Genomic DNA, 26,970 nt, shown 5'->3' with positions numbered 1-26,970 from the left:
GGGCGACCGCTACAATAGCCAGGGGTCATACCGCAAGGTAGGAATTGGAAATCTCAGGATTTTCGTCCAGATCCGCGAAACTACCTTCGAACCTCATCTCTCCTTTTTCTATGATATATGCCCGGTCCGAGACCAGCCGTGCAAAATGCAGGTTCTGTTCACTGATCAGTACCGACAAACCTTCGCGTTTCAATTCGGCTATGACACGCGCCATCTGTTCGACGATTACCGGAGCGATCCCCTCGGATGGTTCATCCAGCAAGACCAGTTTGGGGTTGCCCATCAGGGTGCGGGCTATGGTCAGCATCTGCTGTTCACCCCCAGACAACTGCTTGCCGAGGTTTTTCCGACGCTCATCAAGGTTTGGGAACAGCTCAAACAGATGTTCCAGCGTCCATTCCGGGGCACCCGGGCGGGGTGGGCGACGACCGACCTCCAGATTTTCTTCAACGGTCAGATCACCAAATATCCGCCGTTCTTCCGGAACATAGCCGATGCCTGCGCGGCAAATGGCATGGGGCGTGCCACCCAGGATGCTGCGTTCGTCATAGTGAACTGTACCCGCAGTGTGGCGTACCAGCCCCATGATTGATTTCATTGTCGTAGATTTTCCGGCGCCATTGCGCCCCATCAGCGCGACAACTTCGTTCTCTTGGATATTCAGAGATACGCCGTTTAGAATCTGTGCGCGGCCATACCATGCACCGAGGTTGGTGACTTCAAGCATAGGCACCCTCCGCTTCGAAAACGCTGCCGCCACCCAGATAGACTTCCTGTACCGTGGGGTTTGCCCGGATTTCCGAGCCGGTGCCTTCAGCGATCAACTCACCCCGATTCAGGACAAGTATGCGGTGGGCATGGGCAAAAACCACATCCATGTCATGTTCAGTGAAGATGACGCTGACCCCTCCCTTTGCAACGATTTCTGCGGTCAGGGACATCAGTGCAAGTCGCTCGGAAGGTGCCATACCAGCGGTTGGCTCATCCATCAGCAATAAGGCGGGTTCGTGGGCGAGTGCGATCGCCAGTTCCAGCCGCTTGAGATCACCGTAGGCCAGTTCCGAACAGGCGCGCCCGGCCTGATCCTGCATCGAGACGAGTTCCAGCAATGCCATCGCCTCATCCACGTACAAATGCGTCGCACGAGAAAACAGGTCAAACACCCGACGATGATGCGAGATCAGCGCCATCTGCACGTTTTCGACAACTGTCATCGAAAGGAAAGTCGCCGTGATTTGGAACGTGCGGCCTACGCCCATTCTCCAGATTTTCCGCGGTGGATGGCCGATCAGGGCCTGACCACGCAGCGAAACCGAGCCGGTATCGGGTTTCAAATACCCGTTCAGCATGTTGAAGCAGGTTGTCTTGCCTGCACCGTTTGGGCCGATCAGGGCCAGAAACTCACCTTCGTTCAAATCAAAGCTGACATCTTTAACCGCCTGCACGCCTCCAAAGCGTTTGGAAAGGTCACGTACCTCAAGAACCCGAGTCATGCCCGCTCTCCCTTCAGCATACGCAACAGTCGCTGAATGCCGCCTGCGATTCCATCCGGAGCCAGCAGAACGACGACCAGAATGATGGCACCGAAGATAAACCGCCAGTAGTCCAGCCTAGTGACCCAGTCCTCAATCAGAACAAAGGCACCTGCACCCAGAATTGGTCCCGCCAGTGCGTGAATACCGCCCAACAACACCATGATCAGGCCGTCGATACTCTGCGCAATCCCCAGACTGTCAGGAAAGACGCTGCCTTTGGAAAAGGCAAATACCACGCCGGCCAAACCTGCAAAGCCTCCGGCCAGAACAAAGCCCATCCATTGGTGGAAGCGGGTATCGACACCGATCGCCTCGGCCCGGGTCTGGCTGTCGCGTATGCCGCGCAGCACATAACCGAAGGGCGAGAATGCCGCGCGGCGCAACATCCAGATACCGCCAACACACAAAACAAAAGCGATATAGAAAAAGACCTTGTCCGAACTGGCCCACTTGGCAGGCCAAACCCCAAGGATCCCGTCATCACCTCCGGTAAACTCCTGCCACTGGAAGGTGACCCCCCATAGGATCTGAGCGGCGGCCAGCGTGAGCATCGCCAGATACACGCCGGAAAGCCGTACGCAGAACCAGCCAAAGAACAGGGCTGCCATAGCGGCGCAAATCGGGCCAAAGACCATCGCCGGGAGCATTCCAAATCCGAGAAACTTGACGGCCATCGCCGCAGCATACGCCCCGACACCAAAGTAAGCGGCATGCCCGAAGCTGACCATGCCTCCGACGCCCATCATGAAATGCAATGACACTGCAAACAGCGTTGCCATCATCACATCCACCATCAGGACCGTCGTGAAATCGGCGGTGAAGAACGGGCTGAGTGCAAGAACGCCCAAAGCCGCAAAAAGAACCATTGCCGATTTCTGGTCCATCAGTGCCAGAGGCCGCTCGGGTTCTTCTGGTGCGCCTTTCTCGCTGCCCGGTTTTCCGAACAATCCATGAGGCCGGAAGATCAGGACGATCGCCATCACGATAAAGGGCAGGACAATCGAGATTTGGGGGAAAATCAGGATCGCAAACGCATTGAGAACCGAGATGAGAACTGCCGCGACAAATGCCCCTGAAACACTGCCCATACCTCCGATAACGACGACAACGAAGGCTTCGCCGATGATTGAAAGGTCCATTTGCAGCGACACCGCTTCACGTGGAATTTGAAGCGCACCGCCCAGCCCGGCCAGGAATGAACCCAGCACAAAGGCCGCCGAGAACAACCAGGCCTGATTGACGCCAAGCGCGCCGACCATTTCGCGGTCCTGCGTGGCTGCGCGGACCAGTACACCCCATCGCGTCTTGTGGAATAGCAACCAGATCGCCAGCAGCACGACAGGTCCGATCGCAATCAAGGCGAGATCATATTCAGGGATTGGCTCTCCCATGATCCGGACCGCTCGATCAAGTCCAGGCGCGCGCGGCCCCAGCAGATCCTCTGCCCCCCAAATTGCCAAAGTCGCATCCTGAAAGATCAGAACGACCCCAAAGGTTGCAACCAGCTGGAACAACTCGGGCGCATGATAGATGCGGCGCAGGATGGTCAGCTCGATCACGAGGCCGATCAGTCCGACAATCATTGCAGCCAGAATCACACTGCCCCAAAAACCGATGATGCTGCCGCTCCAGATTGAGACCAGCGTATATGCGAGATACGCGCCGATCATATAGAACGAGCCATGTGCGAAATTCACGATCCGCGTAACGCCGAAGATGATCGAAAGCCCGGAAGCGATGAGAAACAGCGAAGACGCATTCGCCAATCCAGTCAGTAGCTGAGCAAAATAGAACCCCATCGGGCCACCGTCCCTTGTTCGTGTTCTTATTGTGGGGCGGGGCAACATATGCCCCGCCGATTTCGGCTTATTCCGCCGGACGCAGGGCTGTTGCGTCTTCTTCACTGGGCAGATAATCGGCCCCATCAGCATAGGCCCAGTCGACCATCACAGGGTTACCATCCACCATACCGGTCTTGCCGACATAGGCACCCATCGTGGACTGGTGGTCCGCCGCGCGGAAAGTGAATGGGCCGGTGGGGCTGGTGTCAACGGTCAGTCCCTCCATTGCAGCCAGCAATGCCTCGGTGTCTGTTGAACCGGCTTTCTCGAGTGCAGCAGCAATCGCCAGAACTGAGTTGTAGCCGACTATCGAACCCGTCTTGGGTGCTTCGCCAAATTTCGCGATATAGGCATCGGCAAAGGCTTTGTGGTCGTCGGTCTCGATATCTGTTGATGGATACCCGGTTACGATCCAACCCTCAGGCGCTTCACCCCCCAACGGAGCAAGATACTCGGGCTCACCAGTCAGAAGAGACGCCACATCGCGGTCTTCGAAGAGGAAGCGCAATGACCCTTCACGGACGAATTTTGCCAGATCACCACCAAATGTGACGTTGTAGATCGCATCCGGTTTGGCTGCTTCCAATGCGCGTACAGTTGATCCTGCGTCGATCTTGAACAATGGGGGCCACTGTTCTTCGACAAACTCCACATCAGGGCGCAATTTGGTCAGCTCTGATTTGAATGCCTTCACCGCATCCTGCCCATAGGCATAGTTCGGCGCGACGGTGGCCCATTTCACAGCGTCCAGCTTGGCGGCTTGTTCGGCCAGCATGGCAGCCTGCATGTGGGTCGAGGGGCGCAGCCGGTAGGTGTATTTGTTACCCTTGGACCAAACGATCGCGTCTGACAGAGGTTCGGAGGCGAGGAACAGAACCTCTTTCTGTTTGGCAAAATCCGATACGGCCAGGCCGATATTGGACAGGAATGTACCAAAAATCAGCACGGCTCCGTCTTTCGAAACCAATTCTTCAGCGATGCGGATTGCGGTCGCCGGATCGCCGGTATCGTCGCGGCTGATGACTTCCAGTTGTTTGCCGTTGACGCCACCTGCGGCGTTGATTTGTTCAACAGCCAGCTGCCAGCCTTTTTTGTAAGGCTCCGTAAAAGCCGGAAGCCGGGTGTAGCTGTTGACTTCGCCCAGCACGATGGTGTCTTGGGCCAAACCGCTGCCGGTTGTTAAGCCGGTCAGAGGCAACGCGGCGAGCGCGCCAAGTACCGTGCGTCTGATCAGATTCATATCTAGTCCTCCCTATGATCATTTTTCACGGCCAGTTGTGCCCGGCTTCTTGGTTGTTGTCAGTGCCAGATTGAGGTCAATTACATTTTTAGCGAAGCCCGTCCTTGCCTTCTGCCTCTTCGGAGGTCAGCCCTCCAACGCGTGGCAACGGGCGGCCACTGTCTGTGACCGCGACGGCCACCATGATTTCATTGGCCCGAGGAGCGTCGTTCAGCTGCACTTCGATCCCATCAAAATGAGAACGTACATAGGCCGCATCCTTGTGGCCCAAGGGTACATCCAGAACCTGTCCGGAACTGCCCATCTTCTTTGATGACGGAACCAGAGCCGCACCTTTCTCGACCTCTTTGCGCAACGGAGCGCCCAGTTTCGGATGCAGGATCGCAGCGGCATGCTCCAACTCGCCGTTTTCACCGACCATCGCCGATTTGCCATAACTTTCGGCTTGTTCCGGTGTGATACCCAGGGCTTCGACGCAGCGGCGGCCAAGCAGCGCGCCCAGTTCCGCACCTGTCTCCATCAACGGCGTCAGATCCTCGACATACTGTCCAGCGAACGGGTTTTCGATTACTGCGACGGCCACCGCCTTGCGGGTGGCAGGTGATATTTGCCGTCCTGCCTCGATGTGTGTTTCTTCGATGTTGACGGCAATCTTGCGAATTTTGGTCATCGCAGCCCATCCTCTCCTTTGATATCCCAAGCTTCGAGCCCGCCCGAACGCGAATGAACACGCGGCCCGGTGGTCATGACCAAAGCGAATGCAAGCTCTCCTGCACGCGGCGCATCGTTGCTTCCGACCTCCATGCTGTCGAAATGACTACGAACGTAAGAAGCGTTGATGTGAGTGATTGGCACGTCCAGCCGCGCACCGACGCCACCCACTTTCTTTGAGGACGGGACGATTGCATTTGCCTGGCCCAACAATTGCCGCATCGCGTAGCCACCGGGAGCGTGCCACAGCGCGCCATGCTCCAACTCTCCGGCTTCACCCACAAGAGAACCCTTGCCATAGCCCTCGATGTTGTCGGGTCCGCCCAGCATGTCGATGAGCTTTTGTGCCATTTCCAGTCCCAGTGGCTTCAGGTCTTCCATGAAGCCCGTGATTTCAGGCTCATAGCGCCCCGCGAACGGGTTAGAGAGAATAGCGAGTGCCGATGCGCGGTATAAAGGTTTGTCCGGGGAGGGTCCGCCTTCGTGAAAAACCTCTTCCAGCGATAAAACCGTTTTCCGCAGTTGAACGTCAGGCATATTCGGGAATCCTTTGTATTGAAGAAGATACCATCCGGGTCGGCCCGGTCTGGCAGCTATGACCCTGAAGCGAAAGATGAGCGGCGCTGATCAGGCCTCTGGCTTTCATGTCTTCGGCTGTATCAAGACCGCGCTGCAGAGCGTCGCGGATTTCTGGTGCCGTGAGCGCGCCAAATGAAACCGGGACCAGGCGCGTACCCAGATCGGTGTCATCTCGTAGCTCAATGGCCGGGACGCGATGGATTGCGGGGTGATCGGGAAGATCGACGGCATTGGCGATCAAGGTTGCCGCCACATCTGCTTGTGCCGCGCTTCGTGCAAGTACGGTCACACTGTCGGCAATACCCAGGCTCAGACTGCGCCCACCGCGACCGGATGTGGCTACCCCGCCGATACTATCTTCGGCGCAAAGAGCGATGCGCCCTAATTCCTGTCCTTCAAGACCGCTCATCGAAATGTTGAAGGTCTGGCCCGGCCCGAGAAAAATGGCTATATCGCCGCCGTTGTTGACGGATGCACGGTTCAGAGATGCGGCATCGCGCATCGCGCTCAGCACGTCGTCGGCAACTGCCCCTGCGACAGCGACCATGCGAGTGACAAAAACACGAGCATGAGCGCGCGCGGCCTTGTCCATGCGTCGGGCGATCTGGCCATTCGGGTATGGGCAGTCCGAGGTCAGGGGTTGTCGAAGTAGTTCAAGTTCTTCCACCAGTTCCTGCAGCACCGATTGGAACCGGCAGTGCGCGGCCTCAAACGCATGTTCCCGCTCACCTTGGGCGTCGACGATCAGGTCGATCGGCCCATGCTGCAGATGCAGCCGCTGTCCACAAGGAAGTATGGCGGAAACAGGTTTCATCTAGCCCGAAGTACCTTTCGCCCATCTGTAGTTGGCAGAGGCCATCGGGTCTGGCTGGTTTTGGAACTGATCTACCTTGCGGGTCTCGTCTGAGACAACATCCGCAACGGGCTTGATTTCGTTCATGTGCCCACCCAGTGTCCCATAGTCACTGACGCGCATGGTGAACTCGATCGGAGCAACAAGGGCAGGGGTCGGCACATATCCGAACGAGCCCGTGGGCATATCCAGGACATCCACCATCACGGTAATCCCACCACCAGGCCAGACAAAGGCTTCGGCCCCACCACAGGAGACGAATGTCAGTGAATCCTTGACGGATTTTGTAAGCCGCACAGGGTTTTCGGTGACACCGGCGCGCAGGCTTCCGCCCGCACCTCCCATGAACAGAACCGAACAGACCGAAGGTTCGCAATTCTCCGCAATCAGTTCAGCCGATGCCTTGAGCGCTGGAGGGATATCCGCAGACTGTGGTTTCAGATCAGCATCGAGTTCATAATATCCGTATTGCTCACCTGTGGTCGAGACCATCAACAGCTTCAGGCCTTCCCGCGCAAACTTCGCGTTGAAATCACCCAGAATCGTGAGCGGATCCTCAATATCCGTGCCACCCCAGCCAGTCCCCGGTTCGGCCACATTGAAATAGCGCCCGGGCGTCGAGCGGCGTCCGTTAATTTTGATGCCGGTCGGTTCGACATCCAGCAGTTTGCCTGCCTGATGCTCGGATAGTACCCCGGTGATGTGATCATCCACCACCACAACATCATCCACGTGATCGACCCACTGCTTGGCAAACATGCCGATCGTGGCGGATCCGCAGCCGACCCGCATCAGCTTTTCCTCGACCCCGTTGATAATGGGAGCCTTACCTGCCTGAATGACGACGGTGGTTTCGTGGCCCTCATCGCCGATCACCATCTCGACAGCCTCGCGGTTGCACAGCCGCAGCAGAGCGTCGCAGGTGACCCGCCCCTCTTTCTTGCTGCCGCCGGTGAGATGTTCAACCCCGCCCAGAGATAGCATTTTTGAGCCGTATTCTGAGGTCATTACATGACCGATCGGTTCGCCATCAACACGGACAATATCGCGCTCGTGCCCGATGTGACGGTCGGTGTCGATCTTAACCTTCACGCCGCAATACGAGAAAATCCCTTCAGTCACGACCGTGACCATGTCCACACCTTCGACCTCCTGGCTAACGATGAAGGGGGCGGGTTTATAGTCCGGATATGTCGTACCTGCACCCACAGCGGTCACGAATGGCCGTTTACCCTGAACTATGTCACCGTCCCAGTCATTCGGGCCGGAGCTGTCCTTCATGAACGGCACAAGCCGGGTGTTTTCAGTACTTTCGATGATGGTCAGCGCGTCGAGTCGTACCAGATCTCCACCATGGTTGGCATAGCGATCGCATGCTCCGGCTTTGCCGTCTGCGATGAAGCACATCACCGGGCAGGCGTCGCATCGGATTTTCTCCGGCTTTGCACGATCAGTTGCCATTTTCGTTTTCCTTGATTGCCGCGCGCAGTCGGGAGGGTGTCGCGGGAAGTCGTTTCAACCGGACACCGCAGGCACGCTTAATTGCATTCAGAAGAGCGGGTGCAGTTGGAATAAGCACATGCTCACCCAACCCTTTGGCGCCGTAAGGGCCATGGGCGTCCTCTTCTTCGATGATGATCGTTTCGATCGGAGGAATGTCACCTATGGTTGGGATCAGATAGTCGTGCAGGTTTTCAGTGCGGCCCGGGAGGTATTCCTCCATCAGCGTCATACCGAGCCCCTGGGCAATGCCGCCCTGCACCTGTCCTTCTACCAGCATCGGGTTGATTGCCTTGCCGACATCATGGGAGGCGAAGAATTTCACAGGTTTCACAGTGCCCAGCTTTGTGTCCACTTCGACCACCGCCAGATGCGCGGCATAGCCGAATTGTGCGTAGGGCACGCCCTGACCGTTTTCGTCCAATGGCTTGGTTGGCGGGTCATAGGTTTCCTCAGCCCGCAGGACATATCCCTCTGCATCGGCGGCGAGCGTGCTGAGGTCGATCCGGTGGGATTGTCCGTTTTCGTTCACCTCTAGCATACCTGCTGAAAACGTGATCTTTGCATCCGGCCCGGCATTCACACGGGCCAGAATCTGCGCGCGCAATGCTTCACCTGACAGGCGCGCGGCGCTGCCCGATACATAGGTCTGACGTGATGCAGATGTTTTGCCCGCGTCTGGCGTGACGTCCGTATCGCTACCGATAAGCTCGATTAACTCAACAGGAACTCCCAAAGCCGTTGCAAAGATTTGTGTGATGACCGTGTTTGCACCCTGACCGATATCCATCGCCCCCTGATGCAGAACCAAAGTGCCGTCCGCCCGAATGCCGGACTTTATGGTCGAAGGGTTGGGCAGAGAGGTGTTGCCGCACCCATACCAGCCCGCAGAAACGCCGACGCCGCGCTTGAGAGTGTCATTGCGCGCGTTGAATGCCTCTGCCGCGTCACGTTCCGCTCTCCAAGCGGGTTGCAACGCCTCGAGGCAAGCGCGAATGCCGACACCCTGCTTGAAGACCTGACCGCAAACTGTAGGTGTTCCATTTTCAAGGGCATTTCGAAGGCGAAACTCAAGCGGGTCCATATTCAGCTTGTCCGCCAACTCGTCAAACAGGCTTTCTTGAGCAATTGCAGATTGAGGAACACCAAATCCACGAAACGCCCCGGACGGCGGACAGTGCGTGTGAATGCCTTTGGCCTCGGCGCGATAGTCCGCAATTTTGTAGGGGCCTGAGGCGTGGACCGGCACCCGATTTGCGACGGTTGGCCCCCAACTTGCATAAGCACCTGTGTTGAACAGACCGTCAAATGTCATGCCGCTGACCCGGCCATCGTTTGTAGCGCCAATCGTTACCCAAATGTCCGACGGATGGCGTTTGGTTGTCGATTGCATAGACTCGGTGCGTGAGTATGTCAGACGAACAGGTTTTCCGGTTCGTAAGGCTGCAAGAGCAAGATAGGGCTGCACCGAAAGGTCAAGTTTGGAGCCGAACCCTCCTCCGACACCCGTCGGTATGATGCGTATTTGATCACGGGGCATGCCCAGAACGATTTCCAGCGAATCCAGATCCATGACCGGTGCTTGAGTACATGCATGCACTTCAACGCGGCCATCCACGATCTCGGCATATCCGGCTTCCGGTTCAATATAGCCATGCTCGACAAAACCTGAACGAAAGTAACCTTCGGCAACCACATCAGCCTGCGCGATGGCTTCATCAGCGTCACCGCATTTGACGAATCCGCCACACATGACGTTGCCGTCACGCCCGTCATGCAGCTGCGGCGCCTCTGGTGTCATTGCATCCTGAATAAGCAGGGAAGCCGAGCGCTCGTCCCAGCTTACAGGGAAGGAGTTCGGATCGAAGGTCGCCATCATCTCAGGTGTACCAACAACTGCGGCAACCGCCTCGCCGCGAAAGCGCGCCTCGGATTCAGCAAATACCGGCTGGTCGGCGAAATTTGGGATTACACCAAATATGTTACGGCCCGGAACGTCGGCTGCTGTCAGAACTGCCTCGACGCCCGGAGTATCCTGAACCCATGATTGCAAATCCCCAAAGGTGAATCCCGCCCGATGATAGGGCGAGCGGATTACGGCGATTTCCAGCGTGCCAGATGGTGCGACATCGTCGCCAAACAGCTCAGCCCCGGTCACCTTGTCATGGCCATCCACCCGGCGGATGGCATCTCCTGCATGACCGATGGATGGTGTCGGTTCAGTTGCGGTTCCTGCTGCAACCACTGCATCGATGATCTTGCGATATCCGGTGCAGCGACAGAGGACGCCTCCAAGCGCATCCTGAACCTGTTGAACGTCTGGTTGAGGCGTCTCGCGAAGCAACGCAACAGCTGCAGTCATCATACCGGGCGTGCAGATCCCGCATTGAGCGGCACCATGGTTCTGAAAACTCGTTGCGAGCTGTTTCGTGATCGGATCGTTTTGTGATAGTCCGCCGAGCGTTTCAACCGAGCGACCTGCGACCTGTTGCGCCGGCATAAGACAAGCACAGACAGGATCACCATCGACAAGTACAGTGCACGCGCCGCAATCTCCGGCATTGCAACCAATCTTGACGTCACGCGCGTTGAGACGCTCGCGAAGAGTATCAGAAAGACGTTCGCCAACCCGGGCAACTATACTGGCGACCTGACCGTTCAGAAGGAATTCGGTTGTGATTTCATCGGCCCGCTTATCCATGGAACTGACCCGCCTCCTTGATCGCTCTGGCACATTGTTCTGCGGCAGCTTCCAGCCGGTATTCGGCACTGCCGCGAACGTCATCAATAGGTTTGAGAGAGTTCAGATGATCCGGGCTGACCCTGACATCTTCGATCTGTTGACCAATTAACTCCTGTTCGAGTTCGGGCAGACGTAGCGCCACTGCGGAACACGCCCCCACTGCGACACGTGCGTGAGCGATGCAGCCATCCTGATCAAGACCTATGACCACCGAGGTCATCGTGATCGAGATTACCAGATACCGTCGCGCACCCAGTTTCTCAAAATGCCCGACGGATCCTTTTGGCGGATCGGGCAGATAGATCGCGGTAACCATCTCATCATCTGCCAGCGCAGTCCGGCGTACGCCGGTAACGAAATCCTGTAGCGAAAGCTCCTGAACCCCGCGGACCGAGCCAATTTCGACGCTGGCATCCAAGGTTAGCAGGGGTGGTACGCCATCTGCTGCCGGAGACGCATTACACAGGTTTCCGGCAACCGTTCCACTGTTTTGAATTTGCAGGCTTCCAACCTCACGGGCTGCGGCTTGCAATCCGCTAAACGCAGGGGGCAGATTTGCACGCGCTACGTCCGTCCAGCGTGTCGCTGCCCCTATTTTCCAGCGCTTTTGGTCAAAGGTGACGCCTGCAATCCCGTCAATCCGGGTGACATCCATCATATCGGTACACAATTCGTGACGCTGCCGGGATGGAAAGAAGTCTGTTCCACCGGCGATTATGGCAAGGTCCTGAGAGGCGAGCATACTGAATGCTTCGTCAAATGAACCTGGTGTTAGATACCGCAATGCTGTCATTCCTGATGGCGAGCTTTCTGTTTGTATACTAATGATATTAGGCAATCGAAAAAAAAGTCAACGATTTGTTTGAGGATCATTTGCTCTTCCGTGGAAGGCTGGCGCTGGGGGCTGCAATTTCACCAAGATTGCCGCTTACTGTCATATTTTTATGGCTCAACGAACCAGATGGCGGTTCCATTGGCCTTTGCGTCGGGCTGGCTGCTCTTACTTGGGCGAGTCAAAGAAATGCTGATTCCGGAACTCACTTTTCATCAGTAATTCGTTGACACACTAACATTCCCTAGCAACTATAGTGATCGATCACTCACCTAGATGTGAATCCACTGGCGGATCAAAATCGACCGCTTGATGTCAAAAGGGAGGAAGAAATGAATAAGTTCAAATTGATGCTGGCAAGCGTTGCGATAACTCCATTGATCGCAGGCGCCTCAGTTGCGCAGGAAAAGGTGCGAATCGCATTCATCGATCCGCTATCCGGCCCATTCGCAACCACCGGCACGCAAGGGTTGGCTATCTACCGCCACAGCGTCAAAGAGCTGGTTAACGAGCCCGGTGCTTTGCTAGAGGGGCAAGCCGAATTTGAGATGGTACCCTTTGACAACAAGATCAGCGCCAAGGAATCATTGATCCAGCTACAAGTGGCGATGGATCAGGGTATCCGCATCATTGCGCAGGGCGCATCTTCTGGTGTTGCCAACGCGCTGACCGAAGCGGTAGCGAAGCACAATCGCCGCAACCCCGATGATCCGGTCATCTTCCTCAACCACTCAGCTGTGGATCCAGCCCTGACAAACGACAAGTGTCAGTTCTGGCATTTTCGTTTTGATGCGAATGCTGACATCAAGATGGACGCCCTGACTGACGACATTGCAGCCAACCCGGACATCAAAAAGGTCTATATCATCGGCCAGGACTATTCCTTCGGCAAAGCCGTTGCGGCAGCGGCTCAAAGATTCCTTAAGGAGAAGCGTTCTGATATCGAGATCGTCGGGAATGAGTTGCACCCGATCGGCAAGGTCAAGGATTTCACGCCCTACGCGCGCAAGATTGTAGGCTCGGGCGCAGACGCAGTGATCACCGGTAACTGGGGTGGTGACATGGTCGGTCTCGGTAAGGCGGTTATGGGCGCTGGCTTCGACAAGCCCATCTACACCTATTATGGCGCAACGTCCGGCATAACGGCAGCCTTTGGTGAAGAGGGTGATGGCATCGTAAAACTGGTTGGCGCCGGTCAGGTCAATCCTCCGGCAACCCCGGAAGCCCAGGAATTCGTTGGCGCGTTTTATGAATCCTTCCCAGATCTCGATTTTGGCCAGCCGCAAATGGCAAACGTCGCCCCGATGCTGGCCGCTGCCATCAACGAGGTCGGCAATGCAACGGACATCAAAGCAATCGCCTATGCTCTGGAGGGTATGGAGTACGACAGTATCGTTACCGGCAAGACCGTCATGCGCGACAGCGATCATCAGGTGATCCAGACCGTAACGGTGCAGGGCCAGACACCAGATGATATCCTGTTCGAGTATGACAAATCGGGCCGTGGAATGGTTGCCGAAACCGTCGTTGAGATGGCCTCTGCAGACTCGTCCACAACGTGCGAGATGAAGCGCCCCTAACTCTCTCACCACTCTTGCGGCCCGTCTGAAAGCGGACGGGCCGCTGGGTCACCACTCTATCAATGCAGGGAGACAAGCAATGGCGCTGTTCCTCGTGAACGTGTTGGATGGGTTTGTGACCGGACTGCTGTTGTTCATGCTATGCAGCGGTCTGACACTTATCTTTTCCATGATGGGCGTTCTGAATTTTGCCCATGCCAGTTTTTACATGCTGGGTGCCTATTTCGCCTATCAGATCAGTCTGGTCACAGGATTCTGGGTCGGCCTGATCATCGCGCCACTTATTGTCGGGGTCATCGGAGCCTTCATCGAACGTTACGGGCTCAGACGGGTGCATAAGTATGGCCATGTGCCCGAACTGATATTCACCTTCGGTCTTGCCCTGCTGATCGAAGAGGCGGTTCAGTTCTTCTGGGGTAAAAGCCAGCTTCCGTTTTCGGAACCTGCAGCACTGGACTTTGCTGCCTTTTCGATCGCCGGCAATTCTTTCCCAGCCTACAAACTCTTCATGATCTTTGTTGCGATGGGAATCTTCCTGACACTGCTTTATATCCTGACCAAGACCCGGATCGGCATGACCATTCAGGCTGCGCTGAACTATCCCGAAACCGTGCAGAATCTTGGGCACAACGTGCCTTTGGTGTTCATGTGTGTCTTTGGCGTTGGCACGGCCATGGCAGGTCTGGCCGGAGTCATCGCCGGGCCGGTTTTGGGGGTTTTCCCCGGGATGGCTGTGCAACTGGGATCAATCGTCTTTGTCACTATTGTAATCGGCGGGCTTGGGTCACTTTGGGGTGCGTTGGTCGCATCCCTGATTATCGGCTGGATGCAAACCTTTGCCACAGCCTATGACATTACGGCCGAGCAGGTGCTGACCGCCATAGGCTTTACCAAGCCCGAATTGATCTGGGATCATCCGTTGCAGGATCTGTGGACCCTGACACTGCCACAGCTGGGGCCGATCCTGCCCTATCTGCTGATGATCATCGTTCTTGTTGTGCGCCCGCAGGGCCTGATGGGGAACCGCGAGTCATGAGTATCGCCAGCAAGACGCCACTCACAGCGGGCACTAACCGTTTGATTTCGCTGTCAAATACGATGCCATGGGTCTTCGCCGCGCTGTTCCTGCTGTGTCTGCCTTTTGTGTTTCAGACCAGTTCGGCGCTGACAATCATGAACCAGATGGCCATCACCATCGTTTTTGCGCTCAGCTATAACATGCTGCTGGGGCAGGGGGGCATGCTGTCCTTTGGCCATGCGGTCTATATGGGCCTTGGCGGATTTTTCGCCATGCATGTGATGAACATGGTCGAAGACGGACTGTGGCTGCCACTGCCGCTTCTGCCGGTTGTCGGTGGCCTGTTCGGCCTGGTCTTTGCCTTCCTCATCGGCAGCTTTTCAACTCGCCGTGCCGGAACCGTGTTCGCGATGATCTCACTGGGTGTCGGCGAACTGATCGCCGCCTGTTCAGTCATCATCGTCGTGTTCTTTGGTGGTGAGGAGGGGATTTCGGGTGATCGCACCATGGGCCCGCCGGTCTTTGGCTATGAGTTCCTGACTCAGCAAGAGGTCTATTACCTGACCATCTTCTGGCTGCTGCTGGCCACGTTGCTGATGTATCTGTTTTCGCGCACGCCCATCGGACGGATCGCCAACGCAGTACGCGACAATGAAGAGCGCGCCGAATTCCTCGGGTATTCACAACGCAATGTGCGCTGGATTTCCTTCTGTGCTTCGGGCTTTTTCGCCGGGGTGGCAGGATCTTTGTTTGCTATCAATTTCGAGATCTTGACCGAAGAGAATCTGAATCTTGCGACCTCTGGCTCAATTCTGCTGGTGACATTCATTGGTGGGGCAGGCTTTTTTGTCGGGCCGATTATCGGTGCCGTGATCTTCACTCTGCTGCAAACGGTTCTGGGTCTGCATACCGAGCTCTGGGCGCTGTATCTGGGTATCCTGTTTGTTGCCTGTGTGATGTTCTTCCCGTCGGGCTTTGCCGGGCTGATCGCGATGCACCGCCGACCGTTCTCACTTGGTAAACTGCACCTGCTGATCAAGCCATATCTCAAAGTTGCGATCCCCTCGATCACCAGTGTTTTGTCGCTGGCGGCCATTCTGGAGATCCTGTTTCACAAACGCCACGGCTATGGTGGAGATCATGGGATGGAGCTATATGGGATCGCTTTTGACAGTGGCGGCTATCGCGCCATCGCTCTTGCGGCGCTCATCGCTGCCATATCCCTGTTTCTCGTGTCACGTGTTCTGCCGGAAATCCGGGCCGTCTGGGAAGAAGCAAACCACGCAGGAGGTCAGGGATGAGCGTTCCTGCAATCGAGCTGAAAAAACTTCAGAAGAGCTTTGGCCTGGCCAGCATCATTCAGGGTGTGGATCTGCAGATCGCAAAAGGTGAGCGGCACGCGATTATCGGACCAAACGGGGCCGGGAAATCCACGCTGTTCAATCTGATCACGGGTCGCTTTGCGCCAACTTCAGGTGGGGTATTCCTGCACGGTGAAGAGGTCAGCGGTATGAAGCCGTTTGAGATCAATCGCCGTGGCCTCAGCCGGTCTTTCCAGATCACCAACATCTTTCCGAACATGACCGTATTCGAAAATATCCGCTGTGGGTTGTTGTGGACGATGGGGTATCGCTATTCCTTTTGGCACATGATCGGGCGGCAGCATGATGTAGCTGAAAAGGCTGATGAGATCCTTGAGCAGATCAATCTGACCCAGCGCCGGAATGAACTGGCGGGAACGCTGGCCTATGCCGAACAGCGCGCGTTGGAGATTGGGATTACCATTGCTGGCGGAGCTGACATCATTCTGCTGGATGAACCTTGCGCGGGTATGAGTCATTCGGAGACCGATTTGATAGTCGACCTGATCCGCAAGGTGACCGAAGGCAAGACACTTATGATCGTCGAGCACGACATGGGCGTGATTTTCGATCTGGCCGACAAGATTTCGGTTCTGGTCTACGGCGAGGTGATCGAGTCTGAAACGCCGGACATCGTGCGCGCCTCGGCCAAGGTGAAAGAGGCCTATCTGGGCGCAAGTTTGGAAGAGGAGGCGGTGTGATGCTTCAGGTCACTGACTTGCACGCCTATTACGGTAAGAGCCACATCTTGCAGGGGGTCAACCTCGAGGTGGGCGAGGGTGAGATCGTCTCGCTGCTGGGTCGCAACGGGGTCGGGCGATCGACCACCTGCAAGGCCATCATGGGAGAGGTCGCGCCACATGGTTCGATCCGCTTTCGCGGGGATGAACTTGCCGGGCGCAAGAGCTTTGAAATCGCCAAGGCAGGCATCGGTTATGTACCTGAAAACAGGGATATCTTTCCTGGCCTCACGACCCGGCAGAACCTGATGCTGGGCCTGAAACCGGGTCAGAAAGACGGCGATGGTCGATGGCGCATGGAGGACATGTTCGAGATGTTCCCCAACCTGCGCCGCCGCGCAGATGTGGATGCATCGGTCATGTCGGGTGGTGAAAAGCAAATGCTCACCATCTGTCGCGCGCTCATGGGGGATCCCGACTTTATCATGATCGATGAGCCAACCGAAGGTCTGGCCCCAAAGATCGTTGAGCAAGTCGGAGATCTGCTTGTGCAGATCGCCGAGCGGGGCGTTTCGATCTTGTTGGTTGAACAAAAGCTGACCATTGCCTTGCGCGTGACCAACCGGGTCTATGTCATGGGTCATGGCCACATGGTCTATGAGGGTACGCCACAAGATCTGAAGGAAAATGCTGACATCCGACAGGAATGGTTGGAGGTCTGACGATTTAGCTCTGTAGTGCCGGAGCAGTTGACAAGGTCAACGGGAGCCTGATCCAGGCTCCGTTTCATGTGATTATTTCTTCAGGAACGGACCTATGACCTTGAAGAATTTCTTGCCATAGGGTGGTCGCAGGGCCTTGAAAACACCATCAATGTTGATCTGCTTGAAAACAGCTTTTGCATGACTGAAGCGTTTGAAGCCGTGGATACCGTGATATGAACCCATGCCGCTGGCGCCGACACCGCCGAAGGGCAGCGACATCTGAGTCATATGCATGATGGTGTCGTTGATTGTGGCACCACCGGAAATGGTGTTTTCCACCACCTTTTGTTGCTCAGCCTTGTCCCGGGCGAACACATAGGTCGCAAGAGGGCGCGCGCGATCATTGGCAAAGGCAATCGCTTCATCCAGCGAGTCATAAGGCAGGATGGGCAAGATCGGCCCAAATATCTCGTCCTTCATGGCTTCAAGTTCCGGGTCGGCGTCGATGATCAGGGTCAGCGGCAGGATTTTCTCGTTCGAGGCGGAAAGGTCCTCGTTTGCCGGGTTCACCTCGACGATACGCGCACCAGCGGACCGGGCCTGTTCGACCAGTCCTTTGAGCCGTTCGAACTGCCGATCCGAGATGATGTGGGTGCAATCGGGGTTGCCGGACAGGGTAGGAAGCGACTCGGCGACCTTGGCGGCAAGGGCGGTCGCGAACTCCTCCATCCGGGGGCGTGGGACCAGAATATAATCCGGCGCAAGGCAGACCTGACCGGCGTTGAAAATCTTGCCCGCTGCCAGCCGGGCGACTGTTATTTCCATATCTGCGCTGGGGGCGATGAAGGCCGGGTTCTTGCCGCCCAGTTCCAGTGTGGTCGGGACCATGTTCTCGGCCGCAGCGCGCAAGACATGTGGCCCGATGGTGCTGGCGCCAGTGAACAGCAGGTGGTCGAATGGCAGACCGGTAAAGGCCTGAGCCACTTCAACGCCGCCAGTGGCTACGGCAACCTCATGCGAGGCAAACTTGGCCTCGAGGAGCGATTTCATCAGGTCCGAAGTCCGGGGTGTGTACTCCGACGGCTTCAGCATGACCGAGTTGCCTGCGGCGAAGGCCTCGGCCATTGGTCCGATGGACAGGATAATGGGAAAGTTCCACGGGCTGATGATACCAATCACGCCCAGCGGTTGATAGTGAATCTGTGCGCGGGCACCCAAAAGGCCCAAGGGAAATTCGGGTGAGGCTTTCTCAGGGCGCATCCAGCGGTCCAGGTTCTTCCGCGCGAACTTGATTTCTTTCAGGGTGCCCACAATATCAGCCGCGATTGTCTCATGCAGTGATCGGTTCCCAAAGTCCGCGGAAATGGCGTCGATAATGTCATCCTGGCTATCCACGATCAGATCAATCAGACGCGTCAGACGATCTTTCCGCTCGGACGCGCTTGGCGCGCCATGGATGGCCTGATGGGTCTTTTGTGTTTCCAGTAGCGTCGAGAGGCGTTCGAAGGGGCTGGGGTTGTGATCGTTCACTTGGGCCTCCTGTTTGGTCCTGCGGGCGTAGTTAACCTTATCGCTGGTTGGTGCGCCTGTTCCAATTCCTGAATCAACAGCATGGGTTTTCATTTGATGATGCCGGGCTGCGATGGCCGCGTTGATATTGGATCAATTATGTGGAATTAAGTGAACGTACACTATAGTGTAAGAGTGCAGAATGACCCTGACCACCGAAAACAGGTTCAAAACCGGCATGCAATTGCTTGCGGCCTCGACGAACATCGTGACCTCAGAATACCAAGGCGAGAGAGCTGGTATGGCCGCGACAGCTGTTTGTTCGCTGACGGTTGATCCGCCCGCACTGCTGGTGTGCATTAATCGCACCGCCCGCACATATGGTACCGTAATGGATAGTCGAAAATTTGCTGTGAACCTCGTGCCTGACGACATGACTGCAGTGGTTGGCGCCTTCTCCTCAAAGGCAGACAAGGAACAGCAGTTTCAGATGGCCGGAACCTGGGGCAGGGGTGACTTGGACCTGCCTGTGTTGAAAGAGGCCGTTGCCTCATTCGAGTGTGAGGTCGAAAGTTGGGCCAATACAAAAACGCATGCAGTGTTCTTTGGATTGGTCAGGCAGGTTTACCTGAACCCGGATAAGTCTGCGTTGATCTATGGGCGCAAGGGTTTTCACAAACTGACGCCACTCGGCAAATGATCGAGTGATTATGTGCGTGTTTGGTATTTTTGCGGGAGGTTGGGAGCCTCCCGTAAGCACCGTCAAGCCCTGTCTGAGAATCTCCTACCAAGATTGAAGAGTTCTTCGTTGACAGTCCAATGTATCTTGCTTGATAGTTAAAAAGCGAACGTTCACTAACCTAGATATTGATAGGAGGCGCCGATGCCGACGCTTGGCCAGTTGATTGATCGAAATGCAGATCGCTTTGGTGATCACGACGCATATGTCGAACTGGACCGCCGTCGCAGTTGGCGCGATCTCGGCAAGCGTACAGATGCCCTGGCCCACGCCTTGCAGGGTTTGAATGTGAGAAAAGGGGATCGCGTTGGTGTTATCCTGCCTGACTGCATCGAGATGGTGGAGACGATCGGTGCCTGCGCAAAGACCGGCGCGATCCGCGTGGGTTTAAACTATCGTTTGGCGCCGCGCGAGATTGGGGCCCTTATCGACGACGCCGGCATCGATGTTTTGTTTGTGCAGGCAGTTATGGTCGATATAGCCAAAGAGGCCCTGAACGCCAGCAAACGCCAGCCCATCCTGATTGGAACTGGTAGCGATCATGGTTTTGATCTGGACTATGAGGCGCTGCTCAGTGCTGAGATAGGTTCCGGGACGTTCGATCAAACACCGCATGATCAACTTATGATCTGCTATACGACCGGATCGACCGGATTGCCCAAAGGCGCCATCTATCCACATCAGATGATGATGGAGTCCATGGCCGCGATCGCGCTTGCCGAAGGTGCTACTCCGGATGATGTTTGGCTGCATGCGATGCCGGCCTCCGGTATTCCGATTATGCATCTTCTGCGTAACATGTTCCACGGTTCCAAATGTGCAATCATTGGCGAGTGGGATGCTGAAATCGCGTTGAAGCTTATCGAACGTGAACAGGCCACCATTTGCGTTCTTGTTCCGACCATGTTGAATGGACTGCTTACCTCAGGCCAGATCACCAGGTACAATTGTTCCTCGATCCGACAGCTTGGTTATGGATCGGCACCGATCCCTCCTGCGACTGTTCGCGAGGCGCACAAGGCGTTTGGCTGTGAATTCCTGCAGATGTTCGGCACGACCGAGCTGATGGGGATGGGTATGATGCTTACAGCCACGGACCACGAGCGCGCGCTGAAGGATGGGCATGACTGCCTAGAAAGCGCGGGTAAACCTTTGTTCTTTGTAGATGTACGTGTGGTTGATGATGCCGGGCAGGAGCTGCCTCGGGGTGAGGCAGGCGAGTTGTTGATCCGTTCGCCTTTTGTCATCCCGGGCTATTGGAATCAGGCCGTTGAGTATTCCGAGACTGTGCGCGACGGCTGGCTGCATACGGGTGATATCGCGCTGATTGATGCCGAAGGATATGTGCACCTGAAAGACCGTGCCAAGTTCCGGATCAAGTCAGGTGGATACAACGTATTCCCGGTTGAAGTCGAAAACTGTCTGGCTGAGCATGACGCGGTGGATGAAGTCAGCGTATTCGGCCTGCCGGATCCCAAATGGGGTGATCGCATACATGCGGTGGTTACGCTGCATGTCGACCAAACCACCAGCGGCCCTGATCTGCGCGAGTACTGCCGGGGCAAGATTGCAAACTTCAAGATTCCCAAGCGTATAGAGATTTGGGAGACGCTGCCAAAAGGTCCGACCGGGAAGATTCAGAAGCGTAAGATTATCGATATCTGCGGAAGTTCGGATAACCGCGAGTTGACCTGGCATACCTAAAGTTCAATCTGGCGTGCCGATGAGGCATTCCAAAATCAGATAAGTGCTGATGCCGTCAGGCGTTTCGCGCTTTGTCCACCCACTAACCTGTTAAGTCGCCAGTTTGGTGATGCCAGTTGCTACCCCTGTCTGCAGAATTCGCACTGCCGGGCGGTTATCATTTAGTTTGCCGTAATCGATGGGCGCCGATCGGGAGCGCCAGTTTATACGCGTGTGAATGACCGCACATGCGCATCGATTTGCCAAGGCGCGACAATTCATCCTGTCCGACAGAAAAATATATCATCACAATTGACAATAAACCTGTGAGACATAAATTGTCAAAAATGATAATTAATGCCACTTCCGTTCCGCGGGCCTGGTCATCACCCATAATCCAACTCAGGAGATTCTGATGTCACAAAACGCGCGCGTCAGCCGATTTCTGATGCAAGCCACACTTGGTGCCGATCAAGCACTTGTGGATCAGGTCAAAGCCAAAGGCATGGAGCCCTGGCTGATGGAGCAACTCAAGTCCGCTCCGATTGCCAATAACGTGTATGAGACCAGAACGCGCGAGATCTGGCAGAGTTTCCGCCAGAGAATGGTGGCAAAACACGGAGCAGCCGCGCTGAATGGCGAAGGCAACAATCCGGCCCTGCCGTATAAATGGTATTTTCACATGGCCTGGTGGCAGCACCTGTTGTCTCAACGACAGGACATGCTCCGGCAGCGCGTTGCATTGGCTTTGTCAGAACTTCTGGTGATATCGGATAACTCGTCGCTCGAACTCGATGCGGTGGGCATGGCCAGCTACTACGACATTCTCTACCGCAATGCGTTCGGGTCCTACGCCGATATGCTCTACGAGGTGTCGATGCATCCCACGATGGGCATCTATCTGAGTCATATGAACAATCAGAAGGCAGTGCCGGAGAAACACATCCATCCTGATGAAAACTATGCGCGTGAGATCATGCAGCTGTTTTCCATCGGCCTGTTTGAGCTGAACCCGGATGGCAGCGAAAAACTGGACAGCGCCGGAAACCCGATCCCAACCTATGACAACGCCGATATCCGCGAAATGGCGCGGGTTTTCACCGGGCTATCAGCGGCTGGCTATCGATATGAGTGGACCACCAGCTTCTGGCAGGATGACTACAACGGTTACCCTGTCGGCTTCGACGACGGTATCGAAAAATCGTACAAGACCGTACCGTTTGTCTCGATGACGCAACCGATGGTTTTTCACAAAGACTATCATGACCGCGGGCCCAAAAAGCTCCTGAATGGGCATATCGATCTGCCGGGCGGACAAAGCGGCGAAGAAGAAGTTTGGGAAGTTGTTCAGCGCCTTGTGGCGCATCCCTCGACCGCTCCTTTCGTTGCCCGACACATGATTGCGCGGCTGGTTACATCGAACCCTAGCCCAGATTATGTCAGAACCGTCTCCGAGGCGTTTGGACCAAACGGTGATATGGCTTCGATGGTCTATGCGATCCTTGCCTACCCGTTGGCGGCGCCGGTTTCAGACACCGTCTTGCCGGGCGGCCGGCAAGACGGTGACCTGTACGTACAAAGCCAGAAGCTCAAATCGCCGCTGCAGCGCATTACTCAGCTTATGCTGGCGTTCAATGCCCGGAATGAAAGCGGCAAGTACTGGCTGCTGGGCGATGATATTCAGGATGCGCTGGCGCAGCATCCTTTGTCGGCGCCGACAGTGTTCAACTTTTACAAAGCCGACTTTGTTCCTCACGGAGGGCTTGAGGACAAGGGGCTGGTTGCGCCTGAATTCGAATTGCATACGTCGTCGACTTCGATCGCTTGGATCAACCAGATGTATCAGTGGTTCTTCGGAGAATGGTTGCCCATCGTATCGACACAGATCGGTGCCTCGGAAGAGGGCAAGATGGTCCCCGAGATGTGGCCCGAAGCACTGGAGAAAGAAACTCAGGATCATCTGAAACTTGATCTCGATGAAGCTATCGAGATTGCAAAGGATTCGGGGCAACATGATGCACTGATTGATCAACTGTCCGAGTTGCTAACAGGTCGACCGGAATTGGCGATCAAACCGCAGATCAAAGAAGCGTTCAGGCTCTATGCCAATGAACCGGCATGGGTCGTTCAGACCATCCTGTTCATGATTACGATTTCACCCGAATTCACCGTGCAGGAGGCTTGAGCCATGGCAAAATTCGCACTTTCCCGCCGTCAATTCATTCAGACAGGAGCTGCCGCCGGTGTGTGGTCCATGAGCCAGACTGCGCCGTCCTTTGCCCTGCCGGGTGGAACGTCCCTGTCGATTGCTCCCGCGCGAAAAGCACTGGTTTTCATCATGCTGGATGGCGGCAACGACAGCTACAATATGCTGGTGCCCATTGATGATATCCATCATCGCCAATACGCGGAGACCAGATCCAATCTTGCTCACAGCAAGAAAGAACTCTTGCCACTTGAGGGCTATACGGATGCCAATGGCCGCACGTTTGGCCTGCATGCGGCCATGCCCGAGGTCCGGGATTTGTTTGACCAACGCAAGCTCAGCTTTGTTGCCAATGTTGGCCCGATGATCGAGCGGGTGACAAAAGAGAGCTTTCTGAACGGCTCGGCCCGTATTCCTCTTGGCTTGCTGTCCCATGCCGATCAGTTCAAACACTGGCAAACCTCACGCCCGGATCAGCGTCTGAACAAAGGCTGGTTCGGGTACTTCGCAGATGCGCTGCAGCCTTCGAAATCCGAGCACGAGATTGCCATGAACATCTCACTGGCTGGCAATAACATCGTTCAGAACGGAAACAGCAGCCTGCCTTACGCCATTACAGAAAAGGGTAGCACCGGCTTCTACGTAACCGAAGAGCAGTCGATCCTGAACGAGACCATCAAGGCAAGTTTCGACAAGCTGATGTCGGCAAGCTACGATGGCGATCCGTTCAAGGAAACCTACCTGAACCTGACCCGGACTGCTCAGGCGCAACACGAGGTTTTCAAAGCAGGCACCAAGGATGTTTCGGTTCCCACCGCTTTCTCGGAGACACCGCTCAGCCAGGAACTGCGCAAGGTAACTCAAACCATTAAGGCGTCAAGCGAGTTGGGCTTGCAGCAGCAAACCTTCTTCCTGCGCTATATTGGCTGGGATCATCATGATGAACTTCTGGATACCCAAGCGGGCATGTTGCGAGTTCTCAGCAGGGCATTGGGTGAGTTTCAGGCCGCGCTGGTCGAAATGGGACTGGACGACCAAGTCGTGACTTTTACCGGATCGGATTTCGGCCGCACGCTCACGTCAAATGGCAATGGCACCGATCATGGCTGGGGCGGCAACACGATTGTCATGGGAACGCCGGTCGATGGTGGACAGGTCTTTGGTGAATATCCGGAACTTGGACTGGATAGCGACAATCCGTTGGATATCGGAAATGGAGTACTCATCCCGACGACTTCGACAGATCAGCTATATGCTGGATTAGCCCATTGGTTCGGCACGCCACATGATCAATTGGATATGCTGTTTCCGAACTTGCATCGGTTCTCGATGCCCGGGCAGAGCAGCAATCTCAAGCTGTTCGGATAGCGAGTGACATTGGCGATATCAGAAGAAACGAAATAAAACGCTCTGCGGACCTCCGCCGGAAAGCCGGGGGTCCGCTTTGCCTATCTGGGTGCCTCAAATCAATGGTCTCATTGAGATCGCGCATGTGGGGGAGGGGGGTTGACCCTAACGGCGTTTGAGAGAAAGAAACGGATAAGGTCTAAACTCCATTGATTGGAAAGCTTGTCTTGTCGCAGATCACCGTCATAAGCGTTTGTTACAACAGCAGCCGGGTTCTGCCGGAGATGCTGAGTTCAATCCCCAAAGGCGTGCCGGTCATACTAGTCGACAACGCATCGGATGATGTCGAAGCAATTCAGCAAATGGCCGATGCGCGGGATGCGACTCTGATCAGAAGCTCTGAGAATGCCGGTTTCGGCCGGGCATGCAATCTCGGCGCAGCCCAGGCACAAACAGATTTGCTGTTATTTCTAAATCCGGATTCATGCCTTCAACCCGGTGCGTTAGAAGCACTGCAAAAAGGGGCTGAGCGCCACCCCGATGCTTCTGCATTCAATCCCGGTATTCTAAAGGGCCGCGGAAAACCTCTGTTCAGGCGTTCCAGCGTGATCCTGCCGCGCAGTGAAGCCTTGCGCCAGAAGGAGGCCGATTCCGATATTGAGCTACCTGTTCTCGTAGGATCTGCCTTGCTGGTCCGACGAGTTGCGTTCGAAAAGATCGGAGGGTTTGATCCGGAAATCTTCATGTATCATGAAGACGATGATCTGAGCCTGCGATTGAAAGCGGTATGCGGTCCCTTGTATTACATACATGAAGCTCAAGTAAGCCATGCAGGAGGACAATCCTCTCCGCGCAGCACCGCCATCGCGGGATTGAAGGCCTGGCATATGGGGCAATCGAGGGTGTACGTTGCCCGCAAACATGGCGTTCCCTTCGCTTTTGGGCGGGCCATAGCGTCTGCCGCAATTCAGATGCTGTCTCCGGTTTTGTTGTTTTCGGCGAGAAAACGCGCCAAGCAGTGGTCTTTCCTGTGCGGCATCTGGCAAAGTCGGGACGTTCAACCGCCGTTATTCAAACCCTAAAGTTCGTACCGGGTTTTCGTTGGGTCTGTGGGAGTTGGTCTGCATCATTTTACATAATGATAATTACGCGTACATATGCGCCTGACCCCATCATTTGTCGGAGTACGTAAATAATGGGACGGAATTATTGAGACTCGTCTCCCATTGAATTCAACACCTTAAGATTTTTGTGCATTTTGAGTATTTCGACGGTTCAAGCGCTTCAAGTCGACGTTAAACAGAAAACTAATGAGACTCTTCGCAATCTGGAAACCGGAACAGTTACTCTTAGTTGGACTTAGTTGATCAGAAAAATACCTTGGCCGAACGCAGTGCTCTGGACCATTTGAGTCTAGAAGAACTCTCAAAGTCAGATCGTGGGCATCGCTGGCTCTATCTAGCGATCAACCGTTCTAAGCGATGTGTGATGGGCATGAGACCGGCAAAAAAAGCCGAACTGTTTTTGGTCATGGACACCTATACATTACGGCATCAATCAGCATGTCTCCCAAATGACTAGTTGCTGTAGTGTCAAGTAAAACCAAATTTGCACCGTGAGACGCGGCCTGCCGTTTGATTTCATTTATTGCCCGGTCTTGTGCGAACTTGTTTGAACCCACCTGAGGAATTAAGCCGATTTCTTGTGAACCTGAGCAAGTAGGTGCTGAAGCAAACGAAACTTGTACTGAATCGGGCGAGATCGCTGGGTAGCTTGCACCTGTTTGAATGACAGTTGACTGGCAGCCTGATACAGCGAGCGTCAAAAGTGTCGCGAATGAAAATCTGCGCATGTTTAGCCCTCAATCACTTAATTTAGGGTGTAAGAAGTACGATCCGCTGAGAATTGCAGCTTATAAATTATCTGCTGATTGTTGGCTGAACTGATGATGCACGTGATCCTGTATCCATCCGTCCCTAAGGGGCGAACTGACAACATACGGTAACATCCTTTGCCACGTGCGTTGATCATGGTGCCAAGCATATCACATACACTCTGATCACCACTTACACACGCGGGATCGTTTCCAGCCACAGCGGCATGGGGTGCTAACACGCCCCATGCGGTGAACGCCGCTGCCGAAATGACCCCATTTCTCCAATTTGCAGATCTGCTCATAGTTGATCGTCCTATTAACTTGCCTCAATGCAGGTACTTTGTAGCGGCCCTTGAGAGTTTTCTTCCTAGAACTTCCACTCATAGGATGCCCAGAGGGCCTGAGTTGAAACGTCGGCCCCGAGGGTCGACCT

21 protein-coding genes are annotated in these 26,970 nt (G+C 55.2%); 10 read left to right on the top strand and 11 right to left on the bottom strand.

Features of this window, described 5'->3' with window-relative positions; genetic code table 11:
* Positions 1-25: 25 nt before the first annotated feature.
* The 10 genes from ACR0CW_RS21230 to ACR0CW_RS21185 form a co-directional block, all read right to left on the bottom strand.
* Complete coding sequence (locus tag ACR0CW_RS21230; protein WP_480789311.1) at positions 26-727, bottom strand: ABC transporter ATP-binding protein; 702 nt, start codon at positions 725-727, stop codon at positions 26-28.
* Positions 720-1,493 carry an ABC transporter ATP-binding protein gene (locus ACR0CW_RS21225; RefSeq protein WP_480789310.1) on the bottom strand — a complete coding sequence of 258 codons (774 nt, stop codon included), beginning with the start codon at positions 1,491-1,493 and terminating at the stop codon, positions 720-722. The genes ACR0CW_RS21230 and ACR0CW_RS21225 overlap by 8 nt, the downstream gene beginning before the upstream one ends.
* Complete coding sequence (locus ACR0CW_RS21220; protein ID WP_480789309.1) at positions 1,490-3,334, bottom strand: ABC transporter permease; 1,845 nt, start codon at positions 3,332-3,334, stop codon at positions 1,490-1,492. Before ACR0CW_RS21220 ends, ACR0CW_RS21225 begins: the two co-directional genes overlap by 4 nt.
* Before the next feature lie 67 nt (positions 3,335-3,401).
* Positions 3,402-4,616, bottom strand: coding sequence for an ABC transporter substrate-binding protein (locus ACR0CW_RS21215; RefSeq protein ID WP_480789308.1), 1,215 nt, complete (start codon positions 4,614-4,616; stop codon positions 3,402-3,404).
* 88 nt (positions 4,617-4,704) lie between these two features.
* Positions 4,705-5,286 (bottom strand): amino acid synthesis family protein, encoded by a 582-nt coding sequence (locus ACR0CW_RS21210; RefSeq protein WP_480789307.1) that lies wholly within the window; start codon positions 5,284-5,286, stop codon positions 4,705-4,707.
* Positions 5,283-5,864 (bottom strand): amino acid synthesis family protein, encoded by a 582-nt coding sequence (locus ACR0CW_RS21205; protein ID WP_480789306.1) that lies wholly within the window; start codon positions 5,862-5,864, stop codon positions 5,283-5,285. Before ACR0CW_RS21205 ends, ACR0CW_RS21210 begins: the two co-directional genes overlap by 4 nt.
* Positions 5,857-6,720, bottom strand: a complete 864-nt coding sequence (locus ACR0CW_RS21200) for a UPF0280 family protein (protein WP_480789305.1) — start codon at positions 6,718-6,720, stop codon at positions 5,857-5,859. Before ACR0CW_RS21200 ends, ACR0CW_RS21205 begins: the two co-directional genes overlap by 8 nt.
* Positions 6,721-8,220 (bottom strand): 6-hydroxynicotinate reductase, encoded by a 1,500-nt coding sequence (locus ACR0CW_RS21195; RefSeq protein ID WP_480789304.1) that lies wholly within the window; start codon positions 8,218-8,220, stop codon positions 6,721-6,723.
* Complete coding sequence (locus ACR0CW_RS21190) at positions 8,210-10,960, bottom strand: molybdopterin-dependent oxidoreductase (RefSeq protein WP_480789303.1); 2,751 nt, start codon at positions 10,958-10,960, stop codon at positions 8,210-8,212. Before ACR0CW_RS21190 ends, ACR0CW_RS21195 begins: the two co-directional genes overlap by 11 nt.
* A complete protein-coding gene (locus ACR0CW_RS21185) occupies positions 10,953-11,795 on the bottom strand; it encodes an FAD binding domain-containing protein (RefSeq protein ID WP_480789302.1) in 843 nt (280 codons plus the stop codon). Before ACR0CW_RS21185 ends, ACR0CW_RS21190 begins: the two co-directional genes overlap by 8 nt.
* 371 nt (positions 11,796-12,166) lie before the next feature.
* On the opposite strand from ACR0CW_RS21185, the gene ACR0CW_RS21180 reads away from it, so the two are divergent.
* The 5 genes from ACR0CW_RS21180 to ACR0CW_RS21160 all read left to right on the top strand — a co-directional run bounded on the left by ACR0CW_RS21180 (position 12,167) and on the right by ACR0CW_RS21160 (position 17,195).
* Positions 12,167-13,414 (top strand): branched-chain amino acid ABC transporter substrate-binding protein, encoded by a 1,248-nt coding sequence (locus ACR0CW_RS21180; protein WP_480789301.1) that lies wholly within the window; start codon positions 12,167-12,169, stop codon positions 13,412-13,414.
* Positions 13,415-13,493: 79 nt separating this feature from the next.
* Positions 13,494-14,450, top strand: coding sequence for a branched-chain amino acid ABC transporter permease (locus ACR0CW_RS21175; RefSeq protein ID WP_480789300.1), 957 nt, complete (start codon positions 13,494-13,496; stop codon positions 14,448-14,450).
* On the top strand, positions 14,447-15,733 hold the full coding sequence (locus tag ACR0CW_RS21170; protein ID WP_480789299.1) for a branched-chain amino acid ABC transporter permease: 1,287 nt from the start codon (positions 14,447-14,449) through the stop codon (positions 15,731-15,733). The genes ACR0CW_RS21175 and ACR0CW_RS21170 overlap by 4 nt, the downstream gene beginning before the upstream one ends.
* Positions 15,730-16,494 (top strand): ABC transporter ATP-binding protein, encoded by a 765-nt coding sequence (locus ACR0CW_RS21165; protein ID WP_480789298.1) that lies wholly within the window; start codon positions 15,730-15,732, stop codon positions 16,492-16,494. The genes ACR0CW_RS21170 and ACR0CW_RS21165 overlap by 4 nt, the downstream gene beginning before the upstream one ends.
* Complete coding sequence (locus tag ACR0CW_RS21160; RefSeq protein WP_170334817.1) at positions 16,494-17,195, top strand: ABC transporter ATP-binding protein; 702 nt, start codon at positions 16,494-16,496, stop codon at positions 17,193-17,195. Before ACR0CW_RS21165 ends, ACR0CW_RS21160 begins: the two co-directional genes overlap by 1 nt.
* A 72-nt stretch (positions 17,196-17,267) precedes the next feature.
* Here the strand turns inward: ACR0CW_RS21160 and ACR0CW_RS21155 are convergent, their stop codons facing one another.
* Positions 17,268-18,707, bottom strand: coding sequence for a coniferyl aldehyde dehydrogenase (locus ACR0CW_RS21155; protein WP_480789297.1), 1,440 nt, complete (start codon positions 18,705-18,707; stop codon positions 17,268-17,270).
* A 181-nt stretch (positions 18,708-18,888) separates the two neighbouring features.
* Here ACR0CW_RS21155 and ACR0CW_RS21150 point away from each other — a divergent pair, with 181 nt between their 5' ends.
* From ACR0CW_RS21150 to ACR0CW_RS21130, 5 genes are all read left to right on the top strand, one after another.
* Positions 18,889-19,386 (top strand): flavin reductase family protein, encoded by a 498-nt coding sequence (locus ACR0CW_RS21150; protein WP_480789296.1) that lies wholly within the window; start codon positions 18,889-18,891, stop codon positions 19,384-19,386.
* Positions 19,387-19,569: 183 nt separating this feature from the next.
* Positions 19,570-21,129, top strand: coding sequence for a class I adenylate-forming enzyme family protein (locus tag ACR0CW_RS21145; protein ID WP_480789295.1), 1,560 nt, complete (start codon positions 19,570-19,572; stop codon positions 21,127-21,129).
* A 394-nt stretch (positions 21,130-21,523) separates the two neighbouring features.
* A complete protein-coding gene (locus ACR0CW_RS21140; RefSeq protein ID WP_480789294.1) occupies positions 21,524-23,293 on the top strand; it encodes a DUF1800 domain-containing protein in 1,770 nt (589 codons plus the stop codon).
* Positions 23,294-23,296: 3 nt separating this feature from the next.
* A complete protein-coding gene (locus ACR0CW_RS21135; RefSeq protein WP_480789293.1) occupies positions 23,297-24,682 on the top strand; it encodes a DUF1501 domain-containing protein in 1,386 nt (461 codons plus the stop codon).
* A gap of 206 nt (positions 24,683-24,888) precedes the next feature.
* Entirely contained in the window at positions 24,889-25,743 is an 855-nt protein-coding gene (locus ACR0CW_RS21130; protein ID WP_480789292.1) for a glycosyltransferase family 2 protein, read from the top strand.
* The last annotated feature ends 1,227 nt before the right edge of the window (positions 25,744-26,970 follow it).

Source organism: Ruegeria sp. CH6 (assembly GCF_056537005.1).
Note: the sequence above shows the minus strand (reverse complement) of the source record. Positions and strands in the feature narration are given on the sequence as shown.

What these genes read in the sequence shown, in the direction of transcription:
- ACR0CW_RS21230 (WP_480789311.1), bottom strand. Translation starts at nt 727, where the DNA reads ATGCTTGAAGTCACCAACCTCGGTGCATGGTATGGCCGCGCACAGATT.
- ACR0CW_RS21225 (WP_480789310.1), bottom strand. Translation starts at nt 1,493, where the DNA reads ATGACTCGGGTTCTTGAGGTACGTGACCTTTCCAAACGCTTTGGAGGC.
- ACR0CW_RS21220 (WP_480789309.1), bottom strand. Translation starts at nt 3,334, where the DNA reads ATGGGGTTCTATTTTGCTCAGCTACTGACTGGATTGGCGAATGCGTCT.
- ACR0CW_RS21215 (WP_480789308.1), bottom strand. Translation starts at nt 4,616, where the DNA reads ATGAATCTGATCAGACGCACGGTACTTGGCGCGCTCGCCGCGTTGCCT.
- ACR0CW_RS21210 (WP_480789307.1), bottom strand. Translation starts at nt 5,286, where the DNA reads ATGACCAAAATTCGCAAGATTGCCGTCAACATCGAAGAAACACACATC.
- ACR0CW_RS21205 (WP_480789306.1), bottom strand. Translation starts at nt 5,864, where the DNA reads ATGCCTGACGTTCAACTGCGGAAAACGGTTTTATCGCTGGAAGAGGTT.
- ACR0CW_RS21200 (WP_480789305.1), bottom strand. Translation starts at nt 6,720, where the DNA reads ATGAAACCTGTTTCCGCCATACTTCCTTGTGGACAGCGGCTGCATCTG.
- ACR0CW_RS21195 (WP_480789304.1), bottom strand. Translation starts at nt 8,220, where the DNA reads ATGGCAACTGATCGTGCAAAGCCGGAGAAAATCCGATGCGACGCCTGC.
- ACR0CW_RS21190 (WP_480789303.1), bottom strand. Translation starts at nt 10,960, where the DNA reads ATGGATAAGCGGGCCGATGAAATCACAACCGAATTCCTTCTGAACGGT.
- ACR0CW_RS21185 (WP_480789302.1), bottom strand. Translation starts at nt 11,795, where the DNA reads ATGACAGCATTGCGGTATCTAACACCAGGTTCATTTGACGAAGCATTC.
- ACR0CW_RS21180 (WP_480789301.1), top strand. Translation starts at nt 12,167, where the DNA reads ATGAATAAGTTCAAATTGATGCTGGCAAGCGTTGCGATAACTCCATTG.
- ACR0CW_RS21175 (WP_480789300.1), top strand. Translation starts at nt 13,494, where the DNA reads ATGGCGCTGTTCCTCGTGAACGTGTTGGATGGGTTTGTGACCGGACTG.
- ACR0CW_RS21170 (WP_480789299.1), top strand. Translation starts at nt 14,447, where the DNA reads ATGAGTATCGCCAGCAAGACGCCACTCACAGCGGGCACTAACCGTTTG.
- ACR0CW_RS21165 (WP_480789298.1), top strand. Translation starts at nt 15,730, where the DNA reads ATGAGCGTTCCTGCAATCGAGCTGAAAAAACTTCAGAAGAGCTTTGGC.
- ACR0CW_RS21160 (WP_170334817.1), top strand. Translation starts at nt 16,494, where the DNA reads ATGCTTCAGGTCACTGACTTGCACGCCTATTACGGTAAGAGCCACATC.
- ACR0CW_RS21150 (WP_480789296.1), top strand. Translation starts at nt 18,889, where the DNA reads ATGACCCTGACCACCGAAAACAGGTTCAAAACCGGCATGCAATTGCTT.
- ACR0CW_RS21145 (WP_480789295.1), top strand. Translation starts at nt 19,570, where the DNA reads ATGCCGACGCTTGGCCAGTTGATTGATCGAAATGCAGATCGCTTTGGT.
- ACR0CW_RS21140 (WP_480789294.1), top strand. Translation starts at nt 21,524, where the DNA reads ATGTCACAAAACGCGCGCGTCAGCCGATTTCTGATGCAAGCCACACTT.
- ACR0CW_RS21135 (WP_480789293.1), top strand. Translation starts at nt 23,297, where the DNA reads ATGGCAAAATTCGCACTTTCCCGCCGTCAATTCATTCAGACAGGAGCT.